Raw genomic sequence first — 20,732 nt, 5'->3', positions numbered from 1 at the left:
GATTATTTCCTGCTCTAAGCGCCTGTTTTATGAGCGTCGGGTTTCCAAAAATCGGAGCCTGACTCGCGCGACAGTATAAACCATTTCAAAAGGGTATTAACCCTTAGTGCCGAAAATCTGGATTGTCCCTGACATTTAGCCTAGGGTTGAAATCAGACTCCATCACGAGGAAAAAACATGGCAAAGCGCATCCAGTTTTCTGAAACAGGCACCCCGGACGTTCTGCAATACGTTGATTATCAGCCACAAGATCCGCAGGCAGACGAAGTCCAGGTCGAGAATAAAGCCATCGGTATCAACTATATCGATACTTATGTGCGCAGCGGTCTGTACGCACCGGCCAGTTTTCCGGCGGGTTTAGGCACGGAAGCGGCAGGCATAGTCAGTAAAGTCGGTAGTGGCGTAACGGACATCAAACCTGGCGATCGTGTGGTTTACGCACAATCCGCGCCCGGCGCTTACAGCGAATTCCATAACGTACCACAGGAAAAAATCGCCCTTTTGCCGGACGCGATAAGCTTTGAGCAGGCCGCAGCCTCCTTCCTTAAAGGGCTGACAGTTTATTATTTACTGCGCAAAACCCATGAAGTACAGGCCGGTGAAACCATTCTTTTCCATGCCGCAGCCGGTGGCGTAGGCCTGATTGCCTGCCAGTGGGCGAAAGCGCTGGGCGTAAAACTGATTGGCACCGTGGGCTCTGATGAAAAAGCCGAACGCGCCAGACAGGCCGGTGCATGGGAAACCATTAACTACCAGAAAGAAGATATCGCGACCCGCGTGGCGGAACTGACGAACGGCGAAAAAGTCGGTGTGGTTTACGATTCCGTCGGCAAAGATACCTTTGAAAAATCGTTAAACAGCCTGAAACGTCGCGGTTTACTGGTCAGTTTCGGCAATGCGTCCGGCCCGGTAAAAGGTGTGGATCTGGCGATACTCAATCAAAAAGGTTCGCTGTTTGTGACGCGCCCTTCCCTGAATGGTTACGTGACTAACCGTGAAGAACTGCTGGAGGCGAGCAGCGAGCTGTTCTCAATGATCGCCAGTGGCGCGATAAAAGTGGATGTCAGTGACGCGCAGAAATTCCCACTGTCCGAGGCAAAACGCGCGCATGAAACGCTGGAAAGCCGCGTGACACAGGGTTCAAGTCTGCTCATCCCATAAAAGTTTCCCTGAACCAATGCAAAAAAGGCTTTCACAGTTGTGAAAGCCTTTTTTACTGCCTGACTCAGACGACCTCTGATTTCAGACGGGTACTGCTGTAGGGTACTGCCGGGTAAATCCACAGGGCGATGTCACTTAAGCGACTATTGTGTGCCTCAGCGGACTTGATGAATTCGGTTTACAGCCTGCTGGCTGCCAATGAATTCCATCCTAACAGTCACCCATGTTAAAAAATATGATTTATGCATTTTGACCGCACATTCTGACCCAGCTTGTGATCGCTAGCACATAAGCAAAAGTTATCACTGCAACGGTTACATTTTTTTGCGCTCAGAATACGGTCAGCAATCCCCATCATTTCATGCAGTTACGGAAACCGATAAAGTGAAGCTGTTATTATGGCAAGCGACGGCGACGGTATTTTGGCTCATCAGGCCGGAAAAATGTCCGGTAAATCCAGACCGCAAGCACGGCCAAAAGCAGCCACGGCAACATTTTTACAACAATCGCCAAAAACCCACCCAACATCATCAGAGCAAATGCCACGACCAGCGCCGCAACCATACCCAGTAAAGAAATGCCGGTCAGCATCAGCATAAAGAAAAAACCAAGCACGAAGAGAATTTCCAGCATCGGGTGCTCCTTAATAAGCCATGTGCGATAAGACGTAGCGTCCAAACACGCATTAACCATTACAAGAAACATGCCAGTGTGATGGGATAAATAATTGATTGAATGATAAGGAAAAAATAATTCGCAGGCACGAATGGCCTGCGAAAAGATAGTAAATTTGACTAACAGATAGCGATTTTACTCACCCTGTTTTTATGCCTGCGCCACCACTTCCTGCGGCTGAGCAACCATCTGCAACGCCTGTTCGACCACATCAATGCCCGCGCCGGCTTTATGCGCATTCTCACTCAGATGACGACGGAACTGACGCGCGCCCGGCACCCCCTGGAACAGACCAAGAATATGGCGGGTGATGTGACCGAGGTAAGTACCTTTGCTCAGTTCCGCTTCGATATACGGATACAGCGCGCGGATAATATCCGGCCCGGTTTTCAGCGGCGCATCAGAGCCGAACAGCTCGCGATCCACATTCAGCAACAGGCCCGGATTCTGGTAAGCCTCACGCCCCACCATCACGCCATCCATATATTGCAGGTGCGTTTTGGCTTCTTCGAGGGTTTTGATACCGCCGTTAATTGCCAGGGTCAGGTGCGGGAAATCACGCTTGAGCTGATATACGCGCGGGTAATCCAGCGGCGGAATTTCACGATTTTCTTTCGGACTGAGGCCCGAAAGCCAGGCTTTACGCGCATGAATAATGAAGGTATCGCAACCGCCGTTTTCTGAAACCTGACGGATGAAATCACACAGAAATTCGTAGCTGTCCTGATCGTCAATACCGATTCGCGTTTTAACCGTGACCGGAATTGAGACTACGTCGCGCATGGCTTTGATGCAGTCAGCCACCAGCGACGCCTGACCCATCAGACAGGCACCAAACATGCCGTTCTGCACGCGATCTGACGGGCAACCGACGTTGAGGTTAATTTCGTCATAACCACGTTCTTCCGCCCGTTTTGCGCAATGCGCCAGATCAGCCGGATTGCTGCCACCAAGCTGCAAAGACACCGGATGTTCTGCATCGCCAAACCCGAGATAATCCCCTTTGCCGTGAATAATGGCGCCGGTCGTGACCATTTCGGTATACAGCAACGTCTGGCCGGTCATCAGCCGGTGAAAATGGCGGCAGTGGCGATCGGTCCAGTCGAGCATCGGCGCAACGGAAAAACGCTGGGCGGAAAAGGGAGTGGTCTGGGGCATTACGTGTTGAGTTTCTGACATCGGCCTGACATTCGCTGAAGGGGTTCGTGACGCTCCCCCCGCTTCGCGCCAGAGGGAAGGTAATCGCTGATTATACCACAGAACAAAGATTCGGCATCTTGTGCCGCTGAGCAGGCGGATGCCGACGTTGCATCACATCTGAATGGCGCATAATTCGTCGTTTTGGTGCAAGCATGATAAAATCATCGGTGGTCGCATGATGTGGCCTATTCATTCCAATCTGCGCTCAGAGACCGTTGCTATGACCCTGAATAATCCGGAAAAATTACTTTCACAAGCTGAAGAACTTTGCCAGCAGCGCAATGTTCGCCTGACGCCGCAGCGGCTGGAAGTACTGCGCCTGATGACGCAACAACCCGGTGCGATCAGCGCCTATGACTTGCTGGATCTATTGCGCGTAAGCGAACCTCAGGCGAAACCACCGACCGTTTACCGGGCGCTGGATTTTCTGCTGGAACAGGGATTTATTCACCGTGTTGAATCCGCAAACAGCTATGTTCTCTGCCATCATTTTGAAGAGCCGAGTCATACTTCTGCGTTGTTTATCTGCGACCGCTGCGGGTTAGTTACCGAAAAAACCACCGACGGCATTGAAGAGCGTCTGGCAAAACTGTCATTAGAATCCGGATTTGAGCTTCGCCATTCCGTCGTTGAAGCGCATGGCTTATGTGCAGAGTGCAAAGTAGTAGAAACCTGTGACAGCCATGACCATTGCGATCACGACCACAGTATTGTGGTGAAAAAACGCTGAATGATCGGGTTTTAAGGTCTTGAAGGTGACTCGTAAGAGGGGGATGTTTTGTACAGAGAAGAGGTTGGGTACATCCGTGTACCCGTATCCTGAAGCGTTCCGGGTAGGAGCAGCTAAATCTCAGGATACGTCACTGGCACGCGAGGGGGAGTCGCGTCTTACCAGTGATATTTGTTTTTGGTTTCCCATTCATTGAGCTCTTTCTCGGCCTGATCTTTTTGATAGCCGTAACGCTCCTGAATTTTACCGACTAACTGATCACGTTTACCTTCAACCACTGTCAGGTCGTCATCAGTCAGTTTGCCCCATTGTTCTTTCACTTTCCCTTTGAACTGCTTCCAGTTACCGTCGGCTTGGTCCTTATTCATAAAATATCTCCTGTTACCTTGGGTTTTATGAACTGCATTTCGTCTTGCAGCTCGTCCTTAACACTTTAAAGGTTAGTAGAGAATCTCGATTAATCCTCCCTAAACAGGGATAAAAACCACTATTAGGATTAATCTAAAGCATGAAATAACGACAAAGCTGCGCTTATTTCTTTGAAAATAGCTGAAAAATCAGTGCGACGGAGACGAAAACCATGTGTCATGCCGCCAGTAACGACGCCATATCCAGCCCAGTGAAATCCCGCGTAACCCGAGGAATACCGTCAGCGCCAGCCACAACGCATGATTGCCCAGCAGCGGTAAAGTGAACAATGTCAGCCCGAACCCCAGCGCCGCCGCCAGCATGCTGTTTCGCATATCCCGCCCACGCGTTGCGCCGATAAACATGCCATCAAGCAAATAGCACCAGACAGCCACCAGCGGCAGTATAATTTGCCAGCCAAGATATCGGTCCGCCAGCTCACGCAATTCCGGTAATGATGTCAGCGCATCAATGATCGCCCCACCCGCCAGCGCGTAAACCAGAGCAAAAAACAGCGCAACCAGCCCGGCCTGACGACACGCGGCATGCCAGACATTCAGCAGTTTTTCGCGGTTGCGGGCACCGAATGCCTCACCGGAATGCGCTTCGATAGCATAAGCAAAACCGTCAAGTGCAAACGCGGTAAATGTCAGCAGGTTCATCAACACGGCGTTGACCGCCACAATGTGGCTGCCCAGCCGCGCGCCCAGAACGGTCAGCGATGCAAAGCAAAGCTGCAACAGTAATGAGCGCAGCATGATGTCGCGGTTAAGCCCGAGAAGACGGCGCAAATTACCACGCCACGCGGAGGTGATTTCTGCGCCGGTGATACCGCGTCGTTTCATCACCCGCCAGACGAAATACAGCCCGATGAGTAGCGTGAAATACTCGGAGCTTGCCGTCGCCATGGCTGCGCCACGCACGTTCCAGCCCAGCCCGATCACCAGCCACAGATCCAGAATGATATTCAGCAAATTCCCGGCAATCAGCAAAATCACCGGCCCGCGAACGTACTGAATGCCGAGCAACCACCCGAGGATCACCAGATTCGCCAGTGAAGCCGGGGCGCTGAACCAGCGGATTTCGATAAACAGCCTCGCCTGTTCAAGCACGGGCTGGCTGCCGCCGACAATGTGAAACGCCAGCTCCATCAGCGGATGACGGAATACCACAATAATGACGCCCGCCAGTACAGCCAGAAGGAAGGGTTGTACAAAAGCACGCGCCAGAAGCTGATTATCTTTCGCGCCCAGCGCCTGAGCGGTCATGCCGGTGGTACTCATCCGCAGAAACAGTAAGAGCATAAAAAGGAAAGTGGTGATCATCGAACCCACAGCCACGCCGCCGAGATAATCCGGGCTGTCGAGATGACCGATCACTGCGGTATCCACCAGGCCGAGGAGCGGCACCGTGATATTGGAAAAAATCATCGGCAATGCCAGCATCCAGAGCGCTTTATCGGCAGGGCTTAAAAAGGTGTTTTTGAGTGTGTGTCGCAGGGAATGATGTTGCATAGAGAATCTCATGCCGGAGGTTCAGGTTATGCCTAAAATGACATCGCCCCGAAAGGGGCGATGATGAGAGAAACGCATTTCTCTTTGAATTCACATGGATGCCAGAGGCGGCCGCCATCCATATTCAATTAGTTTTAGTCTTGTCTATCTGACACAGCAATTTCTGACTTAGTCATATCTGACCGAGTAATTCGAGTTATATCAAGGCGGCAACTAAGCGAACGCCGGGAGCATACACAAATATGTGACCGGGGTTCGCGAAGGCAGCCAACGCAGAGATAGCTCGAAGTACGAAGGTCAGATCCAGTCGCCGTTGCGGATAACACCTACGGCTAAGCCTTCAATGCTGAAATTCTGCTCGCGCAAATCCACCACGATCGGCTGAAACTCGCTGTTCTCAGGCAATAACTGCACCACACTGCCTTGTTTTTTCAGGCGTTTCACGGTGACCTCATCATCGATACGGGCCACCACAACCTGACCATTACGCACGTCTTGCGTTTTATGCACGGCCAGCAGATCGCCGTCAAGGATACCAATATCACGCATCGACATACCGCTGACACGCAGCAGGAAATCGGCGCTCGGCTTAAACATTGCCGGATCGATCTGATAGTGCCCTTCGATATGTTGCTGCGCCAGCAGCGGTTCACCGGCGGCAACGCGGCCAATCAGCGGTAAACCTTCTTCTTCTTCCATCAGCAGACGAATGCCGCGTGATGCACCGGAAACAATCTCAATAACACCTTTACGCGCCAGCGCTTTAAGATGCTCTTCCGCCGCATTGGGAGAACGGAACCCCAGACGTGATGCAATCTCTGCGCGGGTTGGTGGCATACCGGTGGTGGAGATATGATCGCGAATAAGGTCGTAGACCTCTTGTTGTCTGGTCGTTAAAGCTTTCATTCCGCCCCCTGGTTGTTTATACAGTCTTGCTGTGAGTATATACAGCTAAACGGTCAATGAAAACCTAAGATTGAATAAAAACAGGGCATAACGTTGATTCCTGGAATGCAGATTCCAAATCAGAACCATCGCGACCAAAAGATGCTGACCCAGACAAAAATCGCCAATATGATGGTCAGAAGTACGGCAGCAGAGCCGATATCTTTTGCGCGACCGGAAAGCACATGAAACTCAGGCCCGATGCGGTCTATTGCACATTCCACCGCGCTGTTGAGCAACTCCGTGACACAGACCAGCACGACGGATCCCACCAGCAGGATACGTTCAATGGTGCTGACATCAAGCCAGAAAGATAGCAAAATTAACGGGATAGCGACGCTGGCCTCCTGGCGAAATGCCGCTTCGTTTTGCCATGCCGCTTTGAATCCTTTCCAGGAATAGCCGGCCGCTTTATAAATTCGGGTAAATCCGGTGACTTGGTTCGCCATTTCGGGTACTGATCCTTAGAGTGTTTGCAGCATTTTAGCTTTTATATGACCACAGATCTCCACGGATCTTTCTGGTATCCTTGCGGCGAAATTGCTAACAAGAGGCTTCACGTTTTTATGTCAGGTTGGCGTAGACTTTATTACACATTATTGAATTTACCACTCTCATTGCTGGTAAAGAGCAAGGTCATACCTTCAGATCCGGTTACCGAGTTGCATTTAGACCCGACGCGGCCGATTTTGTACGTATTACCTTATAATTCCAAAGCCGATTTGCTGACGTTGCGTGCGCAATGTCTGGCGCAGAATCTGCCTGATCCTCTTATTCCGCTGGAAATTGACGGCACCCTGCTACCAAGCCATGTCTTTATAGCCGAAGGCCCGCGCGTATTCTCTTATTACACGCCGAAGCAGGAGTCCGTAAAGCTGTTCCACGACTACCTTGATTTGCACCGCAATAATCCGGATTTAGACATTCAGATGTTGCCGGTGTCGGTAATGTTTGGTCGTGCACCGGGCCGTGAAGGTCAGGACGACACGCCGCATCTGCGCGTGCTGAACGGTATCCAGAAATTTTTCGCTGTGCTGTGGCTGGGGCGGGACAGTTTCGTCCGTTTCTCCAATACCGTTTCCCTGCGTTATATGGCGACGGAACACGGCACAGATAAGACGATTGCTCAAAAACTGGCACGTGTGGCGCGGATGCATTTCTCCCGTCAGCGTCTGGCTGCGGTTGGTCCGCGCCTTCCGGCACGTCAGGATTTATTCAATAAATTGCTGGCCTCAAAAGCCATTGAGAAAGCGATTGAAGACGAAGCCCGCAGCAAGAAAATTTCCCACGAAAAAGCCCAACAAAACGCCATCGCCCTGATGGAAGAGATTGCCGCTGACTTCTCTTATGAAGCCGTGCGCCTCTCTGACCGTGTGCTGAGCTGGACGTGGAACCGTTTGTACAAAGGCATCAACGTTAATAATGCCGAGCGTGTACGCCAGTTAGCGCTGGACGGTCAGGAAATTGTGTATGTGCCTTGCCACCGCAGCCACATGGACTATCTGCTGCTGTCTTACGTGCTCTATCATCAGGGTCTGGTACCGCCGCATATTGCCGCCGGTATCAACCTGAATTTCTGGCCGGCTGGCCCGATTTTCCGCCGTCTGGGTGCGTTCTTTATTCGTCGAACCTTTAAAGGCAACAAGCTCTATTCGACGGTTTTCCGTGAATATCTGGGCGAACTGTTCAGCCGCGGTTATTCGGTGGAATACTTTGTGGAAGGGGGGCGTTCGCGAACCGGGCGTCTGCTGGAGCCGAAAACGGGCACGCTGGCCATGACCATTCAGGCCATGCTGCGCGGCGGTTCACGTCCGATTACGCTGGTACCGATTTACATCGGTTATGAGCACGTCATGGAAGTGGGTACGTACGCGAAAGAATTACGCGGTGCGACCAAAGAGAAAGAAAGCCTGACACAGATGCTGAACGGGCTGCGCAAGCTGCGTAACCTCGGCCAGGGTTACGTGAACTTCGGTGAGCCGCTGCATCTGACCACTTACCTGAACCAGAACGTGCCAACCTGGCGTGAAGCCATCGACCCGATCGAAGCACAACGTCCAAGCTGGCTGACGCCGACAGTGCAGGATTTGGCAGAACAGATCATGGTGCGCATCAACAATTCAGCGGCAGCCAATGCCATGAACTTGTGTTGTACCGCGCTGCTGGCCTCCCGTCAGCGTTCACTGACACGCGAACAGCTGACCGAGCAAATCGACTGTTATCTGCAATTGCTGCGTAACGTGCCTTACAACGCGGATTCGACGGTGCCTGATCTGACCGCTGACCAGTTGCTTGATCACGCGCTGAACATGAATAAGTTCCAGGTTGAGAAAGACAACATTGGCGACATCATCGTTCTGCCTCGCGAACAGGCCGTGCTGATGACGTATTACCGCAACAACATCCATCATATGCTGGTGTTGCCATCACTGATTTCAAGCATTGTGATGCACCACCGCCAGGTCAGCCGCGCGGAATTACTGCATCAGGTCGAACTGATTTATCCGATGCTCAAAGCCGAACTGTTTATGCATTTCGATACGCCTGAGCTGCCACAAGTGCTGGATGTTCTGACGCTGGAACTGGCGCGTCAGCAAATCATTCACCTTGAAGATGATGAGCTGACACTTAATCCGGCCCGTATCCGCACCCTCCAGTTGCTGGCGGCTGGTGTACGTGAAACGCTGCAACGTTACGCGATTACCTTCTCCCTGCTCACCAATAACCCAAGCATCAACCGCGGTGCACTGGAAAAAGAGAGCCGGATTATGGCGCAGCGTTTATCCGTGCTGCACGGTATCAATGCCCCTGAATTCTTCGATAAAGCTGTGTTCTCGACGCTGGTCGGCACACTGCGCGCAGAAGGCTATATCAGTGACACCGGCGATGCCATTCAGGAACAAACGCGTGAGATTTACCTCATGCTCAGCGACCTGATGACACCGGATATCAAGCTAACTATCGAGAGTGCGGGAATGCCTTCTGAGCTGCCGCAAGCAACGGAGCCACCGGCTGAACCGAAGATGGATGTACGCGATACCGATCATTAACCCGTATTAGCGCCAGACATCAGATTAAAAAAACAAAACGCCCGGACTTTTTACAGAGTCCGGGCGTTTTTAATTGTTGTCGCGCAGGCTAACTTACTTAGAAATTGAAGCCTGACAGGCTCATCAGAATACCGAGGAACAACACCAGCCCGACATAATTGTTCTGGCGGAAAGCCAGGAAACAGGCATCACGTTCACGTTTAGCAATCAGCTTTTGCTGATGCACAAACAGCGCAGCAGCCAGCAGCAACGACCAGTAAAACGGTGCGCTGAGCTGGGAAAGATAACCGACAATCCCCATCAGGATCAGCGTTGCCAGTTGCAGCAGGCCGATGATCAGCGTGTCAAAACGACCAAACAGAATCGCTGTCGATTTCACGCCGATCTTCAAATCATCGTCACGATCGACCATCGCGTATTGCGTATCGTAAGCCACCGTCCAGCAGATATTTGCCACGAACATTAACCAGCAGCTAAGCGGCACACTTTCGCTCACAGCGGCATACGCCATCGGAATTGCCCAGCCAAACGCCGCGCCCAAAACCACCTGCGGCAGATGGCTGACGCGCTTCATGAACGGATAAATCCATGCCAGCGCCAGTCCGGCCAGAGACAGCCAAATGGTCATGCGGTTAAGCAGCAGAACCAGCAGGAATGACACCAGCACCAGTCCGGCGAATAATATTTTCGCCTGCTTGCCGGTGATCGCCCCGCTCGGCAATGGCCGGTGAGCGGTGCGTTTTACGTGACCATCAAACTTACGGTCAGCGTAGTCATTCACCACGCAACCGGCGGCACGCATGAAGAACACGCCCAGCACGAAGACCAGCAAAATCTTCGCAGACGGCATTCCCCCTCCCGCGACCCACAGTGCCCATAACGTTGGCCACAACAGCAGCAGTGAGCCAATCGGCTTATCAATGCGCATCAGGCGGCAGTAATCACGCCATGTGCCCTGCGTCATACTTCCTGACACTCTCTGTTCTCCTTGTTGATTAGTCTGACTCATACCTTGCTCACTTTACCCTCAGGGCGGTGAACCGGCGAATCCGGGAGGAAAATTTCGGTCAGCAGCAACGGCTTATCAGACAAACGCAGGCGGGAACGGCGCGCCCATAATTCTCCCTGCTCACTGTGTAACTGGCCTAAATGAATGTAATCGCGGGACAAGTTGTTCCCGCTAAACAGATAGCGCCCCAGCGGCACCGTGCCTAAATCGACCAGCGCCAGATCCGGCCCGGTCAGCGTTTCTTCAGGAATGACCGTGCGCCCCAGCAGCCAGGGTTCGGCATCGCCAAACAGCACGATTTCGCGGATCCAGTAACGGGCACTTTCCGGCAACTGCTGTGCTTCGCTTTCACCCAGTTCTTCGCGACTGACAAAACATTCATTTTGCGGTTTCACGGTGACGGTAACACCCTGCTTTTCAAACCGGCGGGTCATGGACCCCATTTCCATCAGCCAGTCAGCCACATCCGCAGGCACCTGCGAAGGGTCGTCAAACCAGTGGATCGGGGATGGTTCGGGGGAATGGGGATCAGACATCAACGGCTCCGTAATGAAGGCATTCATACCTCCAATGAATTATCTGCCTCGCATTCTAGCGCATCAATGCGAGGCAGTAATTGCCTGATTTATTCGCGGCGCAGACGTTCGCTATTGGCCAGAAACAGTGTCACGACCAGCACAAGGATCGCGCAGGCGTAAACCAATGTGTCATAAGGACTTTTGTGGTCGACGATGATCAGACGGATAATCGCGGTGATGCCGATGTAAATAAAATAGCGTAACGGGAAATGATAGCCCGACGAAAAATATTTAATAATCAGGGCAATAAACTCAAAATAGAGGAAGTAAATTACAATCCCTTCAATGAGCAGATATGACGAAGACTGATCGTTATTCACGAACAACACCATTGCTAAATGATAGGTTTCGCGCCCGATAAAAATCATCAGGATCGCGGCCAGTCCTAATAAGAATACGTTCAAAATTCGCTGCATAATGACGGATATCATCAATGCCCGTTTTGATCCTGCCATGTGATCTACATCCCACTTTTGTTATTAATCCCCGCAGAATACCACAGAGTCAGCACAGGAAAAGCGCCATTAAAAAAGGGCCAGCCGGTGAAGGCTAACCCTTTTATTGAGAAATATTTCGACCTGTCCCTCTAAATCATTCGGGCTGGATCAAGGCGGCAAAGGAACGAAGCCCCGGGAGCTTACATAAGTAAGTGACCGGGGTGAGTTCACGCAGCCAACGCTGAAACAGTCTGAAGGATGACGAGGGATTAGCGCCAGTTTTTGAAGCGGTTAATTAAACCGTTCGTGGAACTGTCGTGGCCTGTCACTTCTGAGCTACCTTCCAGTTCTGGCAGGATACGGTTTGCCAGCTGTTTGCCCAGTTCTACGCCCCATTGGTCGAAGGTGTAGATGTTCAGGATCACGCCCTGGGTGAAGATTTTGTGTTCATACATTGCGATCAACGCACCCAGGCTGTAAGGCGTGATTTCACGCAGCAGGATGGAGTTGGTCGGACGGTTCCCTTCGAACACTTTGAACGGCGCAACGTGTTTAACGTCTTCTGGTTTTTTACCCTGATCGGCGAATTCTTTCTCGACAACATCCAGAGATTTACCGAATGCCAGCGCTTCGGTCTGGGCGAAGAAGTTAGATAACAGTTTCGCGTGGTGATCGCTCAGCGGGTTATGGCTGATGGCCGGTGCGATGAAGTCACAAGGGATGATTTTAGTCCCCTGGTGAATCAGCTGATAGAACGCGTGCTGACCGTTAGTGCCCGGTTCGCCCCAGATGATCGGGCCAGTCTGGTAATCCACCGGGTTGCCGTTACGGTCAACGAACTTACCGTTAGATTCCATGTTGCCTTGCTGGAAGTAAGCGGCAAAACGGTGCATGTACTGGTCGTATGGCAGGATAGCTTCGGTTTCGGTGCCGTAGAAATCGTTGTACCAGATGCCGATCAGCGCCAGCAGTACCGGCAGGTTTTTCTCAGCCGGCGTATTCGCGAAGTGTTTATCCATCGCGTGCGCACCGCTCAGCAGTTGTTCGAAGTTATCGAAACCTACAGACAGCGCGATAGACAGACCGATTGCGGACCACAGAGAGTAACGGCCACCGACCCAGTCCCAGAATTCGAACATGTTGTCGGTGTCGATACCAAACTCGCTCACCGCTTTACCGTTGGTGGACAGCGCCGCGAAGTGTTTCGCCACGTGTTGGTTATCGCCAGCGGTTTTCAGGAACCAGTCACGCGCGCTGTGGGCGTTGGTCATGGTTTCCTGCGTGGTGAAGGTTTTTGATGCAACCAGGAACAGCGTGGTTTCCGGAGACAAATCCTTCAGCGTTTCAGCGATATGCGTGCCGTCAACGTTGGAGACGAAATGCATATTCAGGTGGTTTTTGTACGGACGCAGCGCTTCAGTGACCATGAACGGACCGAGGTCTGAACCGCCGATACCGATGTTCACCACGTCGGTGATGGCTTTGCCGGTATAACCTTTCCATTCGCCACCGATAACACGTTCGGTGAAGCCTTTGATTTTCGCCAGAACTGCATTCACTTCCGGCATCACATCTTTGCCGTCCACGACGATTGGCGTGTTGCTGCGGTTACGCAGTGCAACGTGCAGAACAGCACGGTCTTCGGTGCGGTTGATCTTCTCGCCAGAGAACATCGATTTGATTGCGCCCTGAAGGTCAGTCTCTTTCGCCAGCGCCTGCAGCTTATCCAGCGTCTCTGCGGTGATGCGGTTTTTGGAGAAATCGACCAGCATCTGGTCTTCAAACGTGGCAGAGAATTTGGAGAAACGATCACCATCTTCAGCAAACAGATGGCTAATCTGCACATCTTTCATCTTGTCGAAATGCTGCTGCAGGGCTTGCCAGGCAGCGGTCTGAGTTGGATTGATATTTTTCATAGCAATGCTCTTAGGCTGAGAATAAATATGAGGTAACTGTCCCGATTGTAGCCTGAAGTTCCCGGGAAGAGATGCCTTTTCTTGCGATAGGTTAGATCTGCTTAATCACAATGACAGAGAACAATATTAGATGAGAATCGCTCAAAATGTGGCGCATGCATTGCCTGACCGTTGACAGACGGGCGATAAACGGCTATTCCTAAGCGCCTAACTCGCGCGCTCGATGCGCGAGCCAGAAGAGGCGCGTCGCCCAGGCAGTGTATCGGAGGAGCCGAAATCCTACGAAGATACATCAGGGGGAGCGGCGCCGAGATCATAAGCCCACGGCAGGCAAATGATCGACTACAGGGGCTGAATCCCCTGGGTTGTCACCGGAACACCCAACAGGGTGTCGGCTAGGTGGGGCGCTTCTGGGTGTATCGTAGTATCTCTACGCCTGCTCCCGTTTCCCGCTCTTCCCTTTGTGCCAATTCTTATGGAATCGATGGCCGTCATGATATGGCGACCCGGACACGAGGTTTTACATGAATCACGCAGTATCCCGCAACGCCAGCCAGCAGCCTTTGGGCAATGTCATCGTCGCCAAATTCGGCGGTACCAGCGTGGCGGATTTCGACGCAATGAACCGCAGCGCGGATATCGTGCTGTCGCGCCCTGAAGTGCGTCTGGTTGTTCTCTCCGCCTCTGCGGGCGTCACCAATTTATTAGTTGAGCTGGCAGAAGGTAAAGAAACCGAACGCCGGGTGTTCCTGCTTGATGAAATTCGCCGCATCCAGAGCGCCATTATCGATCGCCTCGATAATCCCACCGTGATCCGCGAAGAAATCGGCCGCATGCTGGAAAATATCGCCATGCTGTCAGAAGCGGCGAGCCTTGCGACCTCTACCGCGCTGACCGACGAACTGGTGAGCCATGGCGAACTGATGTCCACCCTGCTGTTTGTTGAAATCATCCGCCAGCGCAACGTGCCAGTGGAATGGTTCGACGTACGTAAAATCATGCGTACCAACGATCGCTTTGGGCGCGCGGAGCCGGATACACAGGTATTAAGCGAGTTAACCGTTCAGCAGCTACAACCGCGCTTGCAGGACGCCCTGGTAATCACACAAGGTTTTATCGGCTCAGAAGGCAAAGGCCGCACCACGACGCTTGGCCGTGGCGGCAGCGATTACACCGCCGCATTGTTGGGTGAAGCGCTGAGCGTTTCCCGTGTGGATATCTGGACTGACGTCCCGGGGATTTATACCACCGACCCGCGTCTGGTGCCGGCGGCAAAACGTATTGACCGCATTGCGTTTGAAGAAGCCGCTGAAATGGCGACATTTGGTGCCAAAGTTCTGCATCCAGCCACTCTGCTGCCCGCGGTGCGTCGCGGTATCCCGGTGTTTGTAGGCTCGAGCAAAGACCCGTCAGGCGGCGGCACCTTAGTGTGTGATACCAGCGATAATCCGCCGTTGTTCCGTGCGATAGCCCTGCGCCGCAGACAAACGCTGGTCACGCTGCACAGCCTGAGCATGCTCCATTCACGCGGTTTCCTCGCCGAAGTGTTTGGTATTCTGGCACGCCACAGTATCTCTGTGGATCTGATCACCACATCCGAAGTCAGCGTCGCGCTGACGCTGGATACCACCGGTTCCACATCCTCAGGCGACAGCCTGCTGACCACCTCACTGCTGACAGAATTATCCTCACTGTGCCGCGTGGAAGTGGAAGAGAATCTGGCGCTGATTGCGATTATCGGCAACAAACTGTCCCAGGCCTGTGGCGTCGGCAAAGAAGTGTTCGGCGTGCTGGACCCGTTCAATATCCGCATGATTTGCTACGGCGCAAGCAGCTACAACCTGTGCTTCCTGGTGCCGGGCAACGATGCCGATCAGGTCGTTAAAACTCTACACCGCAACCTGTTCGAATAATGACGGGCGCGGTATGTGAGAAGACCGGGCCATGTGCCCGGTCTTTTTTTGTCTGTACTTTTGCAAACAACAAAGACAAGGATCACCTCAATGTTAGCCAAAATAACCCGCCTGTTCCCGTTGTGGGCCGTGCTGTTATCCGTCGCGGCCTATTACTCGCCCGGTACGTTCACGCCGATCGGCCCGCATGTTTCTACCCTGCTGATGCTGATTATGTTCGCGATGGGTGTCACTCTCGAATTCGGTGATTTCAAACGCGTGCTTTCCCGACCTGGCCCGGTTGCTGCCGCCACGTTCCTGCATTATCTGATCATGCCGCTGGCGGCGTGGGTGCTGGCAAAACTGTTCCATATGCCGGCAGATTTATCGGCGGGAATGATTCTGGTGGGCAGCGTTGCCAGCGGTACAGCCTCTAACGTGATGATTTATCTTGCGAAAGGAGATGTCGCGCTTTCCGTGACGATTTCAGCAGTTTCCACACTGGTGGGGGTTTTCGCCACGCCACTGCTGACGCGTCTGTATGTCGATACGCACATTAAAGTGGATGTGGAAGGGATGCTGCTGAGCATTTTGCAGATCGTGGTGATCCCGATTCTGGCCGGTCTGATCATTCATCATCTGTTCACCAAAACCGTGAAACGTATCGAACCGCTGCTGCCGCTGTTCTCGATGGTCTGCATCGTGGCGATTATCAGCGCCGTGGTGGCGGGCAGTCAGGGCTTTATCGGTTCTGTGGGGCTGATCGTGATTGTGGCGGTGATCCTGCACAACGGCATCGGTCTGCTGAGCGGTTACTGGGGCGGGAAACTGTTTGGCTTTGATGAAACCACCTGCCGCACGCTGGCGATGGAAGTCGGGATGCAGAACTCAGGTTTAGCGGCGACGCTGGGGAAAATCTATTTCACCCCGCTGGCCGCACTGCCGGGCGCATTGTTCTCGGTATGGCACAATCTGTCAGGTTCTTTGCTGGCCGGTTACTGGTCCGGTAAGCCGGTCAAAAAAGACTGATTTCCAGACGAAAAAGAAGATGAAAAAGAAACGGGCGCCTTCCTCAGCGCCCGTTTTGATTCGTCCTACACCCGTTGCACATCATCATTCGGTTCGCGCTGCTCATCTTCCTGCTCATCCTGATCCAGCACGTTATAGGCCACCGCACAGAACAGTGAGTTCAGACGTTTCATATCCCCCAGCAACCCGAGGTGCAGCGAGCTGGTTTCGATACTCTGCACATTATGCTGATGCAGGCGATCGACGTGCGCATGCGCATAACGGCGGTCGAGAATGCGGAAACGGTGTTTGGAGCGGCGCAGACGGCGCGCACTGGTCAGATCGTTCGACAGGAAAACGCCCAGACTCAGGCGCAGGTTATCCTGCAATTTTTCATGTAAGGCATCCAGCTCCACCAGTCCTTCCGGCGAGAACGCGCGGCGGGTAGCGTGGGATTTGGCGGTGATATCGCCGGTCATGCGCTCGATAATGTCACCGGCCTGTTCGAGGTTCAGCGCCATTTCGATGATTTCAGCCCAGCGGCGGGAATCATCTTCGCCAAGTCCTTCCTTGTTGATTTGCGCCAGATACAGCTTGATGGCGGTATAGAGCACATCAACATCATCGTCGAGACGCCGCACTTCGCGATCCTGTGCCAGTTTACCGTGCATCACTTCCCGGTTGAGGATCAGCATATGTTCGACCACGTCGCCCATGCGCAAGGTTTCACGGGCGGCATTGGCCAGCGCCAGCGTCGGGGTATCAATTGCGCTGACATCCAGATGGCGCGGACGCAGACGGGGATCATCTTCAGGCACATCGGCAATCATCATCTCGCAAACCTTCGCCATCGGCGCCGTCAGCGGCACCATCGCCAGACAACGGATCAGGTTGTAGAACATGTGGAAGTAGATCACCAGTTCTTCATCCGGAATGCCAAGCCGCGCCAGTTGCGTCGACAACAGTCCGACAAACGGCAGCACAATCACCAAACCAATCAGTTTAAACAGCGTACTGCCGAGCGCCACGCGGCGACCGGCGGCATTCATTTTACTGGCGTTAATCATCGCCAGCAGCCCGCTGCCGAGGTTGGCACCGATGACCAGACAAAGTGACACTTTAAGCGAAATCACGCCGGTCGCGGCAAGGGTTGCTGTCAGCAACACCGCCGCCAGACTGGAATAGCTGATGATGGCAAACACTGCGCCGGTCAGGGCATCGAGCAGCACATCACCGGTCAGGGACGAGAATAAAACTTTAACGCCGGAGGCCTGCATGATCGGCGTCGCGGCGCCCACAATCAGTTCCAGCGCCAGTAAAATCAGCCCCAGCCCGATACCGACACGACCCATTTGCCCCGCGCGGGTCTGTTTACGGCTGAGGAAGAACGCGACACCGACGAAAATCAGCAGCGGAGAAAGCCAGGAGAGATCGAAGGTCAGGATACGCGCCATCACGGCGGTCCCGACATCTGCACCGAGAATAATCACCAGTGCCGGAGCCAGGGCTACCAGCCCCTGCGATACAAACGACGTGACCAGCAGCGCGGTAGCATTACTGCTTTGCACCAGCGCAGTAACGCCAATGCCCGCCACAAACGCCAGCGGTTTTTTCTCGACACTGTTACTCAGAACACGGCGCAGATTGGCGCCAAAGACGCGCATGATGCCGGTACGCACGATGTGCGTACCCCATACGAGCAGAGAAATAGCAGACAACAAATGCAAAAGGGTTAACACGAAAGAACAGCTCCATTAACGCCAGGCATAGACCGGCCATCCTGCCTGCCGGGCGTGCTGGAGCAGGATAGCGTCTGGATTCACCGCCACCGGCTGGCCCACGCGGGTCAGCAACGGCAGATCATTATGGGAATCAGAATAAAAACTGGCTGATTGCAAAAGGGATGCGTCCTGATTGATGAGCTCCAGCAACCGCGAGACTTTTCCCTCGCGATAGGTCATCGTCCCTCGTGTGGCGCCGGTAAAACGCCCGTCTTTCATTTCAACACCAATCGCCAGCGTTTCATCAACACCGAGAAAACGGGCAATCGGCTGCACCAGATGTTCACCGGACGCGGAAATAATTACCGTCCGGTCGCCCTGTGAACGGTGAGCAGCCAGACACTCACGCGCCTGCGTGTAAACACGCGGGGCAATCACATCCTGAATATAATTCGCAACCATCGCCGCGACATCACGTTGACTGCGGCCGGACAGCGGCACCAAAGTGCAGCGCATGTACTCCTGCATATCCATCTGACCGACAGCATATTGCTGCATCAGCGCGGCATCTTGTTGCAGAAAAGCCTGCTCATCGGCCACCCAGCCATTTGCCACCATGTAGGCTGACCACAAACTCGAACAGTCGCCGCTAATCAGGGTTTCATCGAGATCAAACAGCGCCAGTTTCATGCAACTTCCCGTAACGTAACAAGATCTAACTGTAGACCAATATCGCTGCCATCGGCGCGAAGTGAGGCCACAGAACGGTTTAAGACATCCACAGAAAGCTCAACTCCGTGTGCTAAAACGCGATAACGCACGACGTTGCCAAGCAGACTGTGGCTGATAATTTTAGCCGGAATGCCTTCAATCAGCTCGCATATTGTGACCGACTCCGGACGGATGGCGACACGGCCCGTGTAAGTTATGCCGGTCAGCGCCATCGCCTGTTCAGGGCTTAGCAGGTTGTAGCTGCCGATAAAGCCCGCAGCAAACGCATCCACCGGTTCAGTATACAGGGTTTCGGCATCGGCATTTTGGACGATTTGCCCTTTGTTCATCAGCACAATCCGGTCGGACATGGTCAGCGCTTCTTCCTGATCGTGGGTCACGAAAATCGCCGTCAGATTCATTTCACGCTGAATACGGCGGATTTGCTCACGCAGATGCTTACGGATACGGGCATCGAGCGCGGAAAGGGGTTCGTCGAGCAGCAACAGGCGCGGCTGCGTAACCAGTGAACGCGCCAGTGCCACACGCTGACACTGACCACCGGAAAGCTGATGCGGATAACGTTTTGCGTAATCGTTCATTTCCACCAGTTCCAGTACTTCACCGACGCGCCGGTGCAGCTCTGAAGCCGGTATCTTTTGCATTTTCAGGCCGAACGCGACATTGGCTTCAACCGTCATATTAGGAAACAGCGCATAGCTCTGGAAGACCATGCCGATGCCGCGCTGTTGTGGCGGCAGCGGCACAATATCCTGCCCCTGAATCAGAATTTTTCCGCTGTCGACGGAAGTCAGACCGGCCAGACAGCGCAGCAGCGTGGATTTTCCGCAGCCGCTTGGCCCCAGCAGTGTGACGAATTCTCCCTCTTCTGCTGAGAAATCGATGTTGTTGAAAATCTGCGTCGGACCGTAAGACTTGTTGAGTTGAGTAACCTGCAAATACGACATAATCAGCTCTTTCCTTTGTTCAGCATGTTCGCCACCCAGGTGAAAATCAGGACGACCATGAAATAGGAGATGACCAATGCGCTGGTAAAATGGCCGCTGCCATTACGCATGTTATAGAGGTAAACCTGAACCGTTTCATAACGGCTGCCCGCCAGCAGATTGGCGAACACAAACTCCCCGATCAGGAAGGAAAACGACAGCAGGACGGCAATCATTCCGCCTTTGCGTAAGTTAGGCAAAACCACCAGCAGCGCCGCTTTCCAGGTGCTGGCACCGAGCAGATGTGCAGCATCCATCAGGTCACGCAGGTTGATCGCCTGCATGTTGTTAGAAATAGCGCGATAGATAAACGGCAGCGCGATGGTGAAGTAACAGCCAATCAGGATCCACGGCGTACCGGTGAGCGCCAGCGGTTCAGCGGAATAGAGTTGCATCAGGCCCACCGATGACACCACCGGCGGCACGGCGAACGGCAGCAGGATCAGGATGTTCATCAGTGCATCGAGCTTAGGGAAATAGTAAGCAATCACAAACATTAGGGGCAGGATCAGTACCAGCGACAGAAAAAGTGTGCCGAAACACACCAGCAGCGAATGCCAGAGCGCAATCAGGAAGCGCGGATCGCTCCACAGTTCCACCAGCCATTTCAGCGTAAAGCCGCTCGGTAAAATGGTCGCCCCCCATTCCAGCACCAGCGCATAGACCAGCGTCGCCAGCAGCGGCAACATCAGGACAATCAGTAAAATCCAGATCACCACACGGTGGTAAATTGCTTCAGACCGCGACATCTTACGTTCCTTTTTCTGCCC

At 53.2% G+C, this 20,732-nt stretch carries 19 protein-coding genes and 1 riboswitch; of the genes, 5 read left to right on the top strand and 14 right to left on the bottom strand.

Annotated elements, in window-relative coordinates; genetic code table 11:
* Positions 1-177: 177 nt before the first annotated feature.
* Positions 178-1,161 carry a quinone oxidoreductase gene (locus HGO41_RS20455; protein WP_112151084.1) on the top strand — a complete coding sequence of 328 codons (984 nt, stop codon included), beginning with the start codon at positions 178-180 and terminating at the stop codon, positions 1,159-1,161.
* Between the two features lie 396 nt (positions 1,162-1,557).
* Here the strand turns inward: HGO41_RS20455 and pspG are convergent, their stop codons facing one another.
* Positions 1,558-1,794: an envelope stress response protein PspG gene (gene pspG, locus HGO41_RS20450; RefSeq protein ID WP_013577365.1), complete on the bottom strand. Its 237-nt coding sequence runs from the start codon at positions 1,792-1,794 to the stop codon at positions 1,558-1,560.
* Between the two features lie 192 nt (positions 1,795-1,986).
* Positions 1,987-2,994, bottom strand: a complete 1,008-nt coding sequence (gene dusA / locus HGO41_RS20445; RefSeq protein WP_121019643.1) for a tRNA dihydrouridine(20/20a) synthase DusA — start codon at positions 2,992-2,994, stop codon at positions 1,987-1,989.
* A 262-nt stretch (positions 2,995-3,256) separates the two neighbouring features.
* Between dusA and zur the strand changes: the two genes are divergently transcribed.
* Positions 3,257-3,766, top strand: coding sequence for a zinc uptake transcriptional repressor Zur (zur, locus tag HGO41_RS20440; protein ID WP_037035116.1), 510 nt, complete (start codon positions 3,257-3,259; stop codon positions 3,764-3,766).
* A 158-nt stretch (positions 3,767-3,924) separates the two neighbouring features.
* On the opposite strand, the gene HGO41_RS20435 is transcribed toward zur, so the two are convergent.
* From HGO41_RS20435 to HGO41_RS20420, 4 genes are all read right to left on the bottom strand, one after another.
* Complete coding sequence (locus HGO41_RS20435; protein WP_013577368.1) at positions 3,925-4,134, bottom strand: CsbD family protein; 210 nt, start codon at positions 4,132-4,134, stop codon at positions 3,925-3,927.
* A 189-nt stretch (positions 4,135-4,323) separates the two neighbouring features.
* Positions 4,324-5,688, bottom strand: a complete 1,365-nt coding sequence (gene dinF, locus HGO41_RS20430; protein ID WP_250981340.1) for an MATE family efflux transporter DinF — start codon at positions 5,686-5,688, stop codon at positions 4,324-4,326.
* 297 nt (positions 5,689-5,985) lie between these two features.
* Positions 5,986-6,594, bottom strand: a complete 609-nt coding sequence (lexA, locus tag HGO41_RS20425; RefSeq protein WP_013577370.1) for a transcriptional repressor LexA — start codon at positions 6,592-6,594, stop codon at positions 5,986-5,988.
* Between the two features lie 119 nt (positions 6,595-6,713).
* Positions 6,714-7,082: a diacylglycerol kinase gene (locus HGO41_RS20420; protein WP_013577371.1), complete on the bottom strand. Its 369-nt coding sequence runs from the start codon at positions 7,080-7,082 to the stop codon at positions 6,714-6,716.
* Positions 7,083-7,199: 117 nt separating this feature from the next.
* Between HGO41_RS20420 and plsB the strand changes: the two genes are divergently transcribed.
* Positions 7,200-9,683 carry a glycerol-3-phosphate 1-O-acyltransferase PlsB gene (gene plsB / locus HGO41_RS20415; protein WP_013577372.1) on the top strand — a complete coding sequence of 828 codons (2,484 nt, stop codon included), beginning with the start codon at positions 7,200-7,202 and terminating at the stop codon, positions 9,681-9,683.
* Positions 9,684-9,780: 97 nt separating this feature from the next.
* Here the strand turns inward: plsB and ubiA are convergent, their stop codons facing one another.
* From ubiA to pgi, 4 genes are all read right to left on the bottom strand, one after another.
* Positions 9,781-10,647, bottom strand: a complete 867-nt coding sequence (gene ubiA, locus HGO41_RS20410) for a 4-hydroxybenzoate octaprenyltransferase (protein WP_041673175.1) — start codon at positions 10,645-10,647, stop codon at positions 9,781-9,783.
* 41 nt (positions 10,648-10,688) lie between these two features.
* Positions 10,689-11,228: a chorismate lyase gene (gene ubiC, locus HGO41_RS20405; RefSeq protein ID WP_121019641.1), complete on the bottom strand. Its 540-nt coding sequence runs from the start codon at positions 11,226-11,228 to the stop codon at positions 10,689-10,691.
* A gap of 89 nt (positions 11,229-11,317) precedes the next feature.
* On the bottom strand, positions 11,318-11,725 hold the full coding sequence (gene psiE / locus HGO41_RS20400; protein WP_013577375.1) for a phosphate-starvation-inducible protein PsiE: 408 nt from the start codon (positions 11,723-11,725) through the stop codon (positions 11,318-11,320).
* Positions 11,726-11,976: 251 nt separating this feature from the next.
* On the bottom strand, positions 11,977-13,623 hold the full coding sequence (gene pgi, locus HGO41_RS20395) for a glucose-6-phosphate isomerase (protein ID WP_013577376.1): 1,647 nt from the start codon (positions 13,621-13,623) through the stop codon (positions 11,977-11,979).
* A gap of 228 nt (positions 13,624-13,851) precedes the next feature.
* A riboswitch (Lysine riboswitch) is annotated at positions 13,852-14,041 on the top strand.
* A 106-nt stretch (positions 14,042-14,147) separates the two neighbouring features.
* Between pgi and lysC the strand changes: the two genes are divergently transcribed.
* Both lysC and panS read left to right on the top strand, forming a co-directional pair.
* On the top strand, positions 14,148-15,536 hold the full coding sequence (gene lysC / locus HGO41_RS20390; RefSeq protein WP_013577377.1) for a lysine-sensitive aspartokinase 3: 1,389 nt from the start codon (positions 14,148-14,150) through the stop codon (positions 15,534-15,536).
* 90 nt (positions 15,537-15,626) lie between these two features.
* Complete coding sequence (panS, locus tag HGO41_RS20385) at positions 15,627-16,544, top strand: ketopantoate/pantoate/pantothenate transporter PanS (RefSeq protein WP_037034948.1); 918 nt, start codon at positions 15,627-15,629, stop codon at positions 16,542-16,544.
* A 65-nt stretch (positions 16,545-16,609) separates the two neighbouring features.
* Here the strand turns inward: panS and HGO41_RS20380 are convergent, their stop codons facing one another.
* The 4 genes from HGO41_RS20380 to HGO41_RS20365 are packed head-to-tail and all read right to left on the bottom strand — an operon-like array spanning position 16,610 to position 20,711.
* Complete coding sequence (locus tag HGO41_RS20380) at positions 16,610-18,262, bottom strand: Na/Pi cotransporter family protein (protein ID WP_013577379.1); 1,653 nt, start codon at positions 18,260-18,262, stop codon at positions 16,610-16,612.
* Between the two features lie 15 nt (positions 18,263-18,277).
* Entirely contained in the window at positions 18,278-18,934 is a 657-nt protein-coding gene (locus HGO41_RS20375; RefSeq protein ID WP_223510388.1) for an HAD family hydrolase, read from the bottom strand.
* Positions 18,931-19,923, bottom strand: coding sequence for an ABC transporter ATP-binding protein (locus tag HGO41_RS20370; protein ID WP_013577381.1), 993 nt, complete (start codon positions 19,921-19,923; stop codon positions 18,931-18,933). The genes HGO41_RS20375 and HGO41_RS20370 overlap by 4 nt, the downstream gene beginning before the upstream one ends.
* A gap of 2 nt (positions 19,924-19,925) precedes the next feature.
* The gene (locus tag HGO41_RS20365; protein ID WP_013577382.1) at positions 19,926-20,711 is read right to left on the bottom strand and encodes an ABC transporter permease; all 786 of its coding nucleotides are present in this window, start codon (positions 20,709-20,711) and stop codon (positions 19,926-19,928) included.
* Positions 20,712-20,732 lie beyond the last annotated feature (21 nt).

This window comes from Rahnella sp. CG8, assembly GCF_023701875.1.
Taxonomy (GTDB): Bacteria; Pseudomonadota; Gammaproteobacteria; order Enterobacterales; family Enterobacteriaceae; genus Rahnella; species Rahnella aceris.
This window is presented reverse-complemented; position numbering and strand designations above follow the sequence as displayed.

Bases quoted from the DNA above. Each gene is read 5' to 3' on its own strand.
- HGO41_RS20435 (WP_013577368.1), bottom strand. From the start codon at position 4,134: ATGAATAAGGACCAAGCCGACGGTAACTGGAAGCAGTTCAAAGGGAAA.
- lysC (WP_013577377.1), top strand. From the start codon at position 14,148: ATGAATCACGCAGTATCCCGCAACGCCAGCCAGCAGCCTTTGGGCAAT.
- HGO41_RS20365 (WP_013577382.1), bottom strand. From the start codon at position 20,711: ATGTCGCGGTCTGAAGCAATTTACCACCGTGTGGTGATCTGGATTTTA.
- ubiC (WP_121019641.1), bottom strand. From the start codon at position 11,228: ATGTCTGATCCCCATTCCCCCGAACCATCCCCGATCCACTGGTTTGAC.
- dusA (WP_121019643.1), bottom strand. From the start codon at position 2,994: ATGCCCCAGACCACTCCCTTTTCCGCCCAGCGTTTTTCCGTTGCGCCG.
- HGO41_RS20370 (WP_013577381.1), bottom strand. From the start codon at position 19,923: ATGTCGTATTTGCAGGTTACTCAACTCAACAAGTCTTACGGTCCGACG.
- plsB (WP_013577372.1), top strand. From the start codon at position 7,200: ATGTCAGGTTGGCGTAGACTTTATTACACATTATTGAATTTACCACTC.
- HGO41_RS20375 (WP_223510388.1), bottom strand. From the start codon at position 18,934: ATGAAACTGGCGCTGTTTGATCTCGATGAAACCCTGATTAGCGGCGAC.
- ubiA (WP_041673175.1), bottom strand. From the start codon at position 10,647: ATGACGCAGGGCACATGGCGTGATTACTGCCGCCTGATGCGCATTGAT.
- zur (WP_037035116.1), top strand. From the start codon at position 3,257: ATGACCCTGAATAATCCGGAAAAATTACTTTCACAAGCTGAAGAACTT.
- pspG (WP_013577365.1), bottom strand. From the start codon at position 1,794: ATGCTGGAAATTCTCTTCGTGCTTGGTTTTTTCTTTATGCTGATGCTG.
- lexA (WP_013577370.1), bottom strand. From the start codon at position 6,594: ATGAAAGCTTTAACGACCAGACAACAAGAGGTCTACGACCTTATTCGC.
- HGO41_RS20455 (WP_112151084.1), top strand. From the start codon at position 178: ATGGCAAAGCGCATCCAGTTTTCTGAAACAGGCACCCCGGACGTTCTG.
- pgi (WP_013577376.1), bottom strand. From the start codon at position 13,623: ATGAAAAATATCAATCCAACTCAGACCGCTGCCTGGCAAGCCCTGCAG.
- dinF (WP_250981340.1), bottom strand. From the start codon at position 5,688: ATGCAACATCATTCCCTGCGACACACACTCAAAAACACCTTTTTAAGC.
- psiE (WP_013577375.1), bottom strand. From the start codon at position 11,725: ATGGCAGGATCAAAACGGGCATTGATGATATCCGTCATTATGCAGCGA.
- panS (WP_037034948.1), top strand. From the start codon at position 15,627: ATGTTAGCCAAAATAACCCGCCTGTTCCCGTTGTGGGCCGTGCTGTTA.
- HGO41_RS20420 (WP_013577371.1), bottom strand. From the start codon at position 7,082: ATGGCGAACCAAGTCACCGGATTTACCCGAATTTATAAAGCGGCCGGC.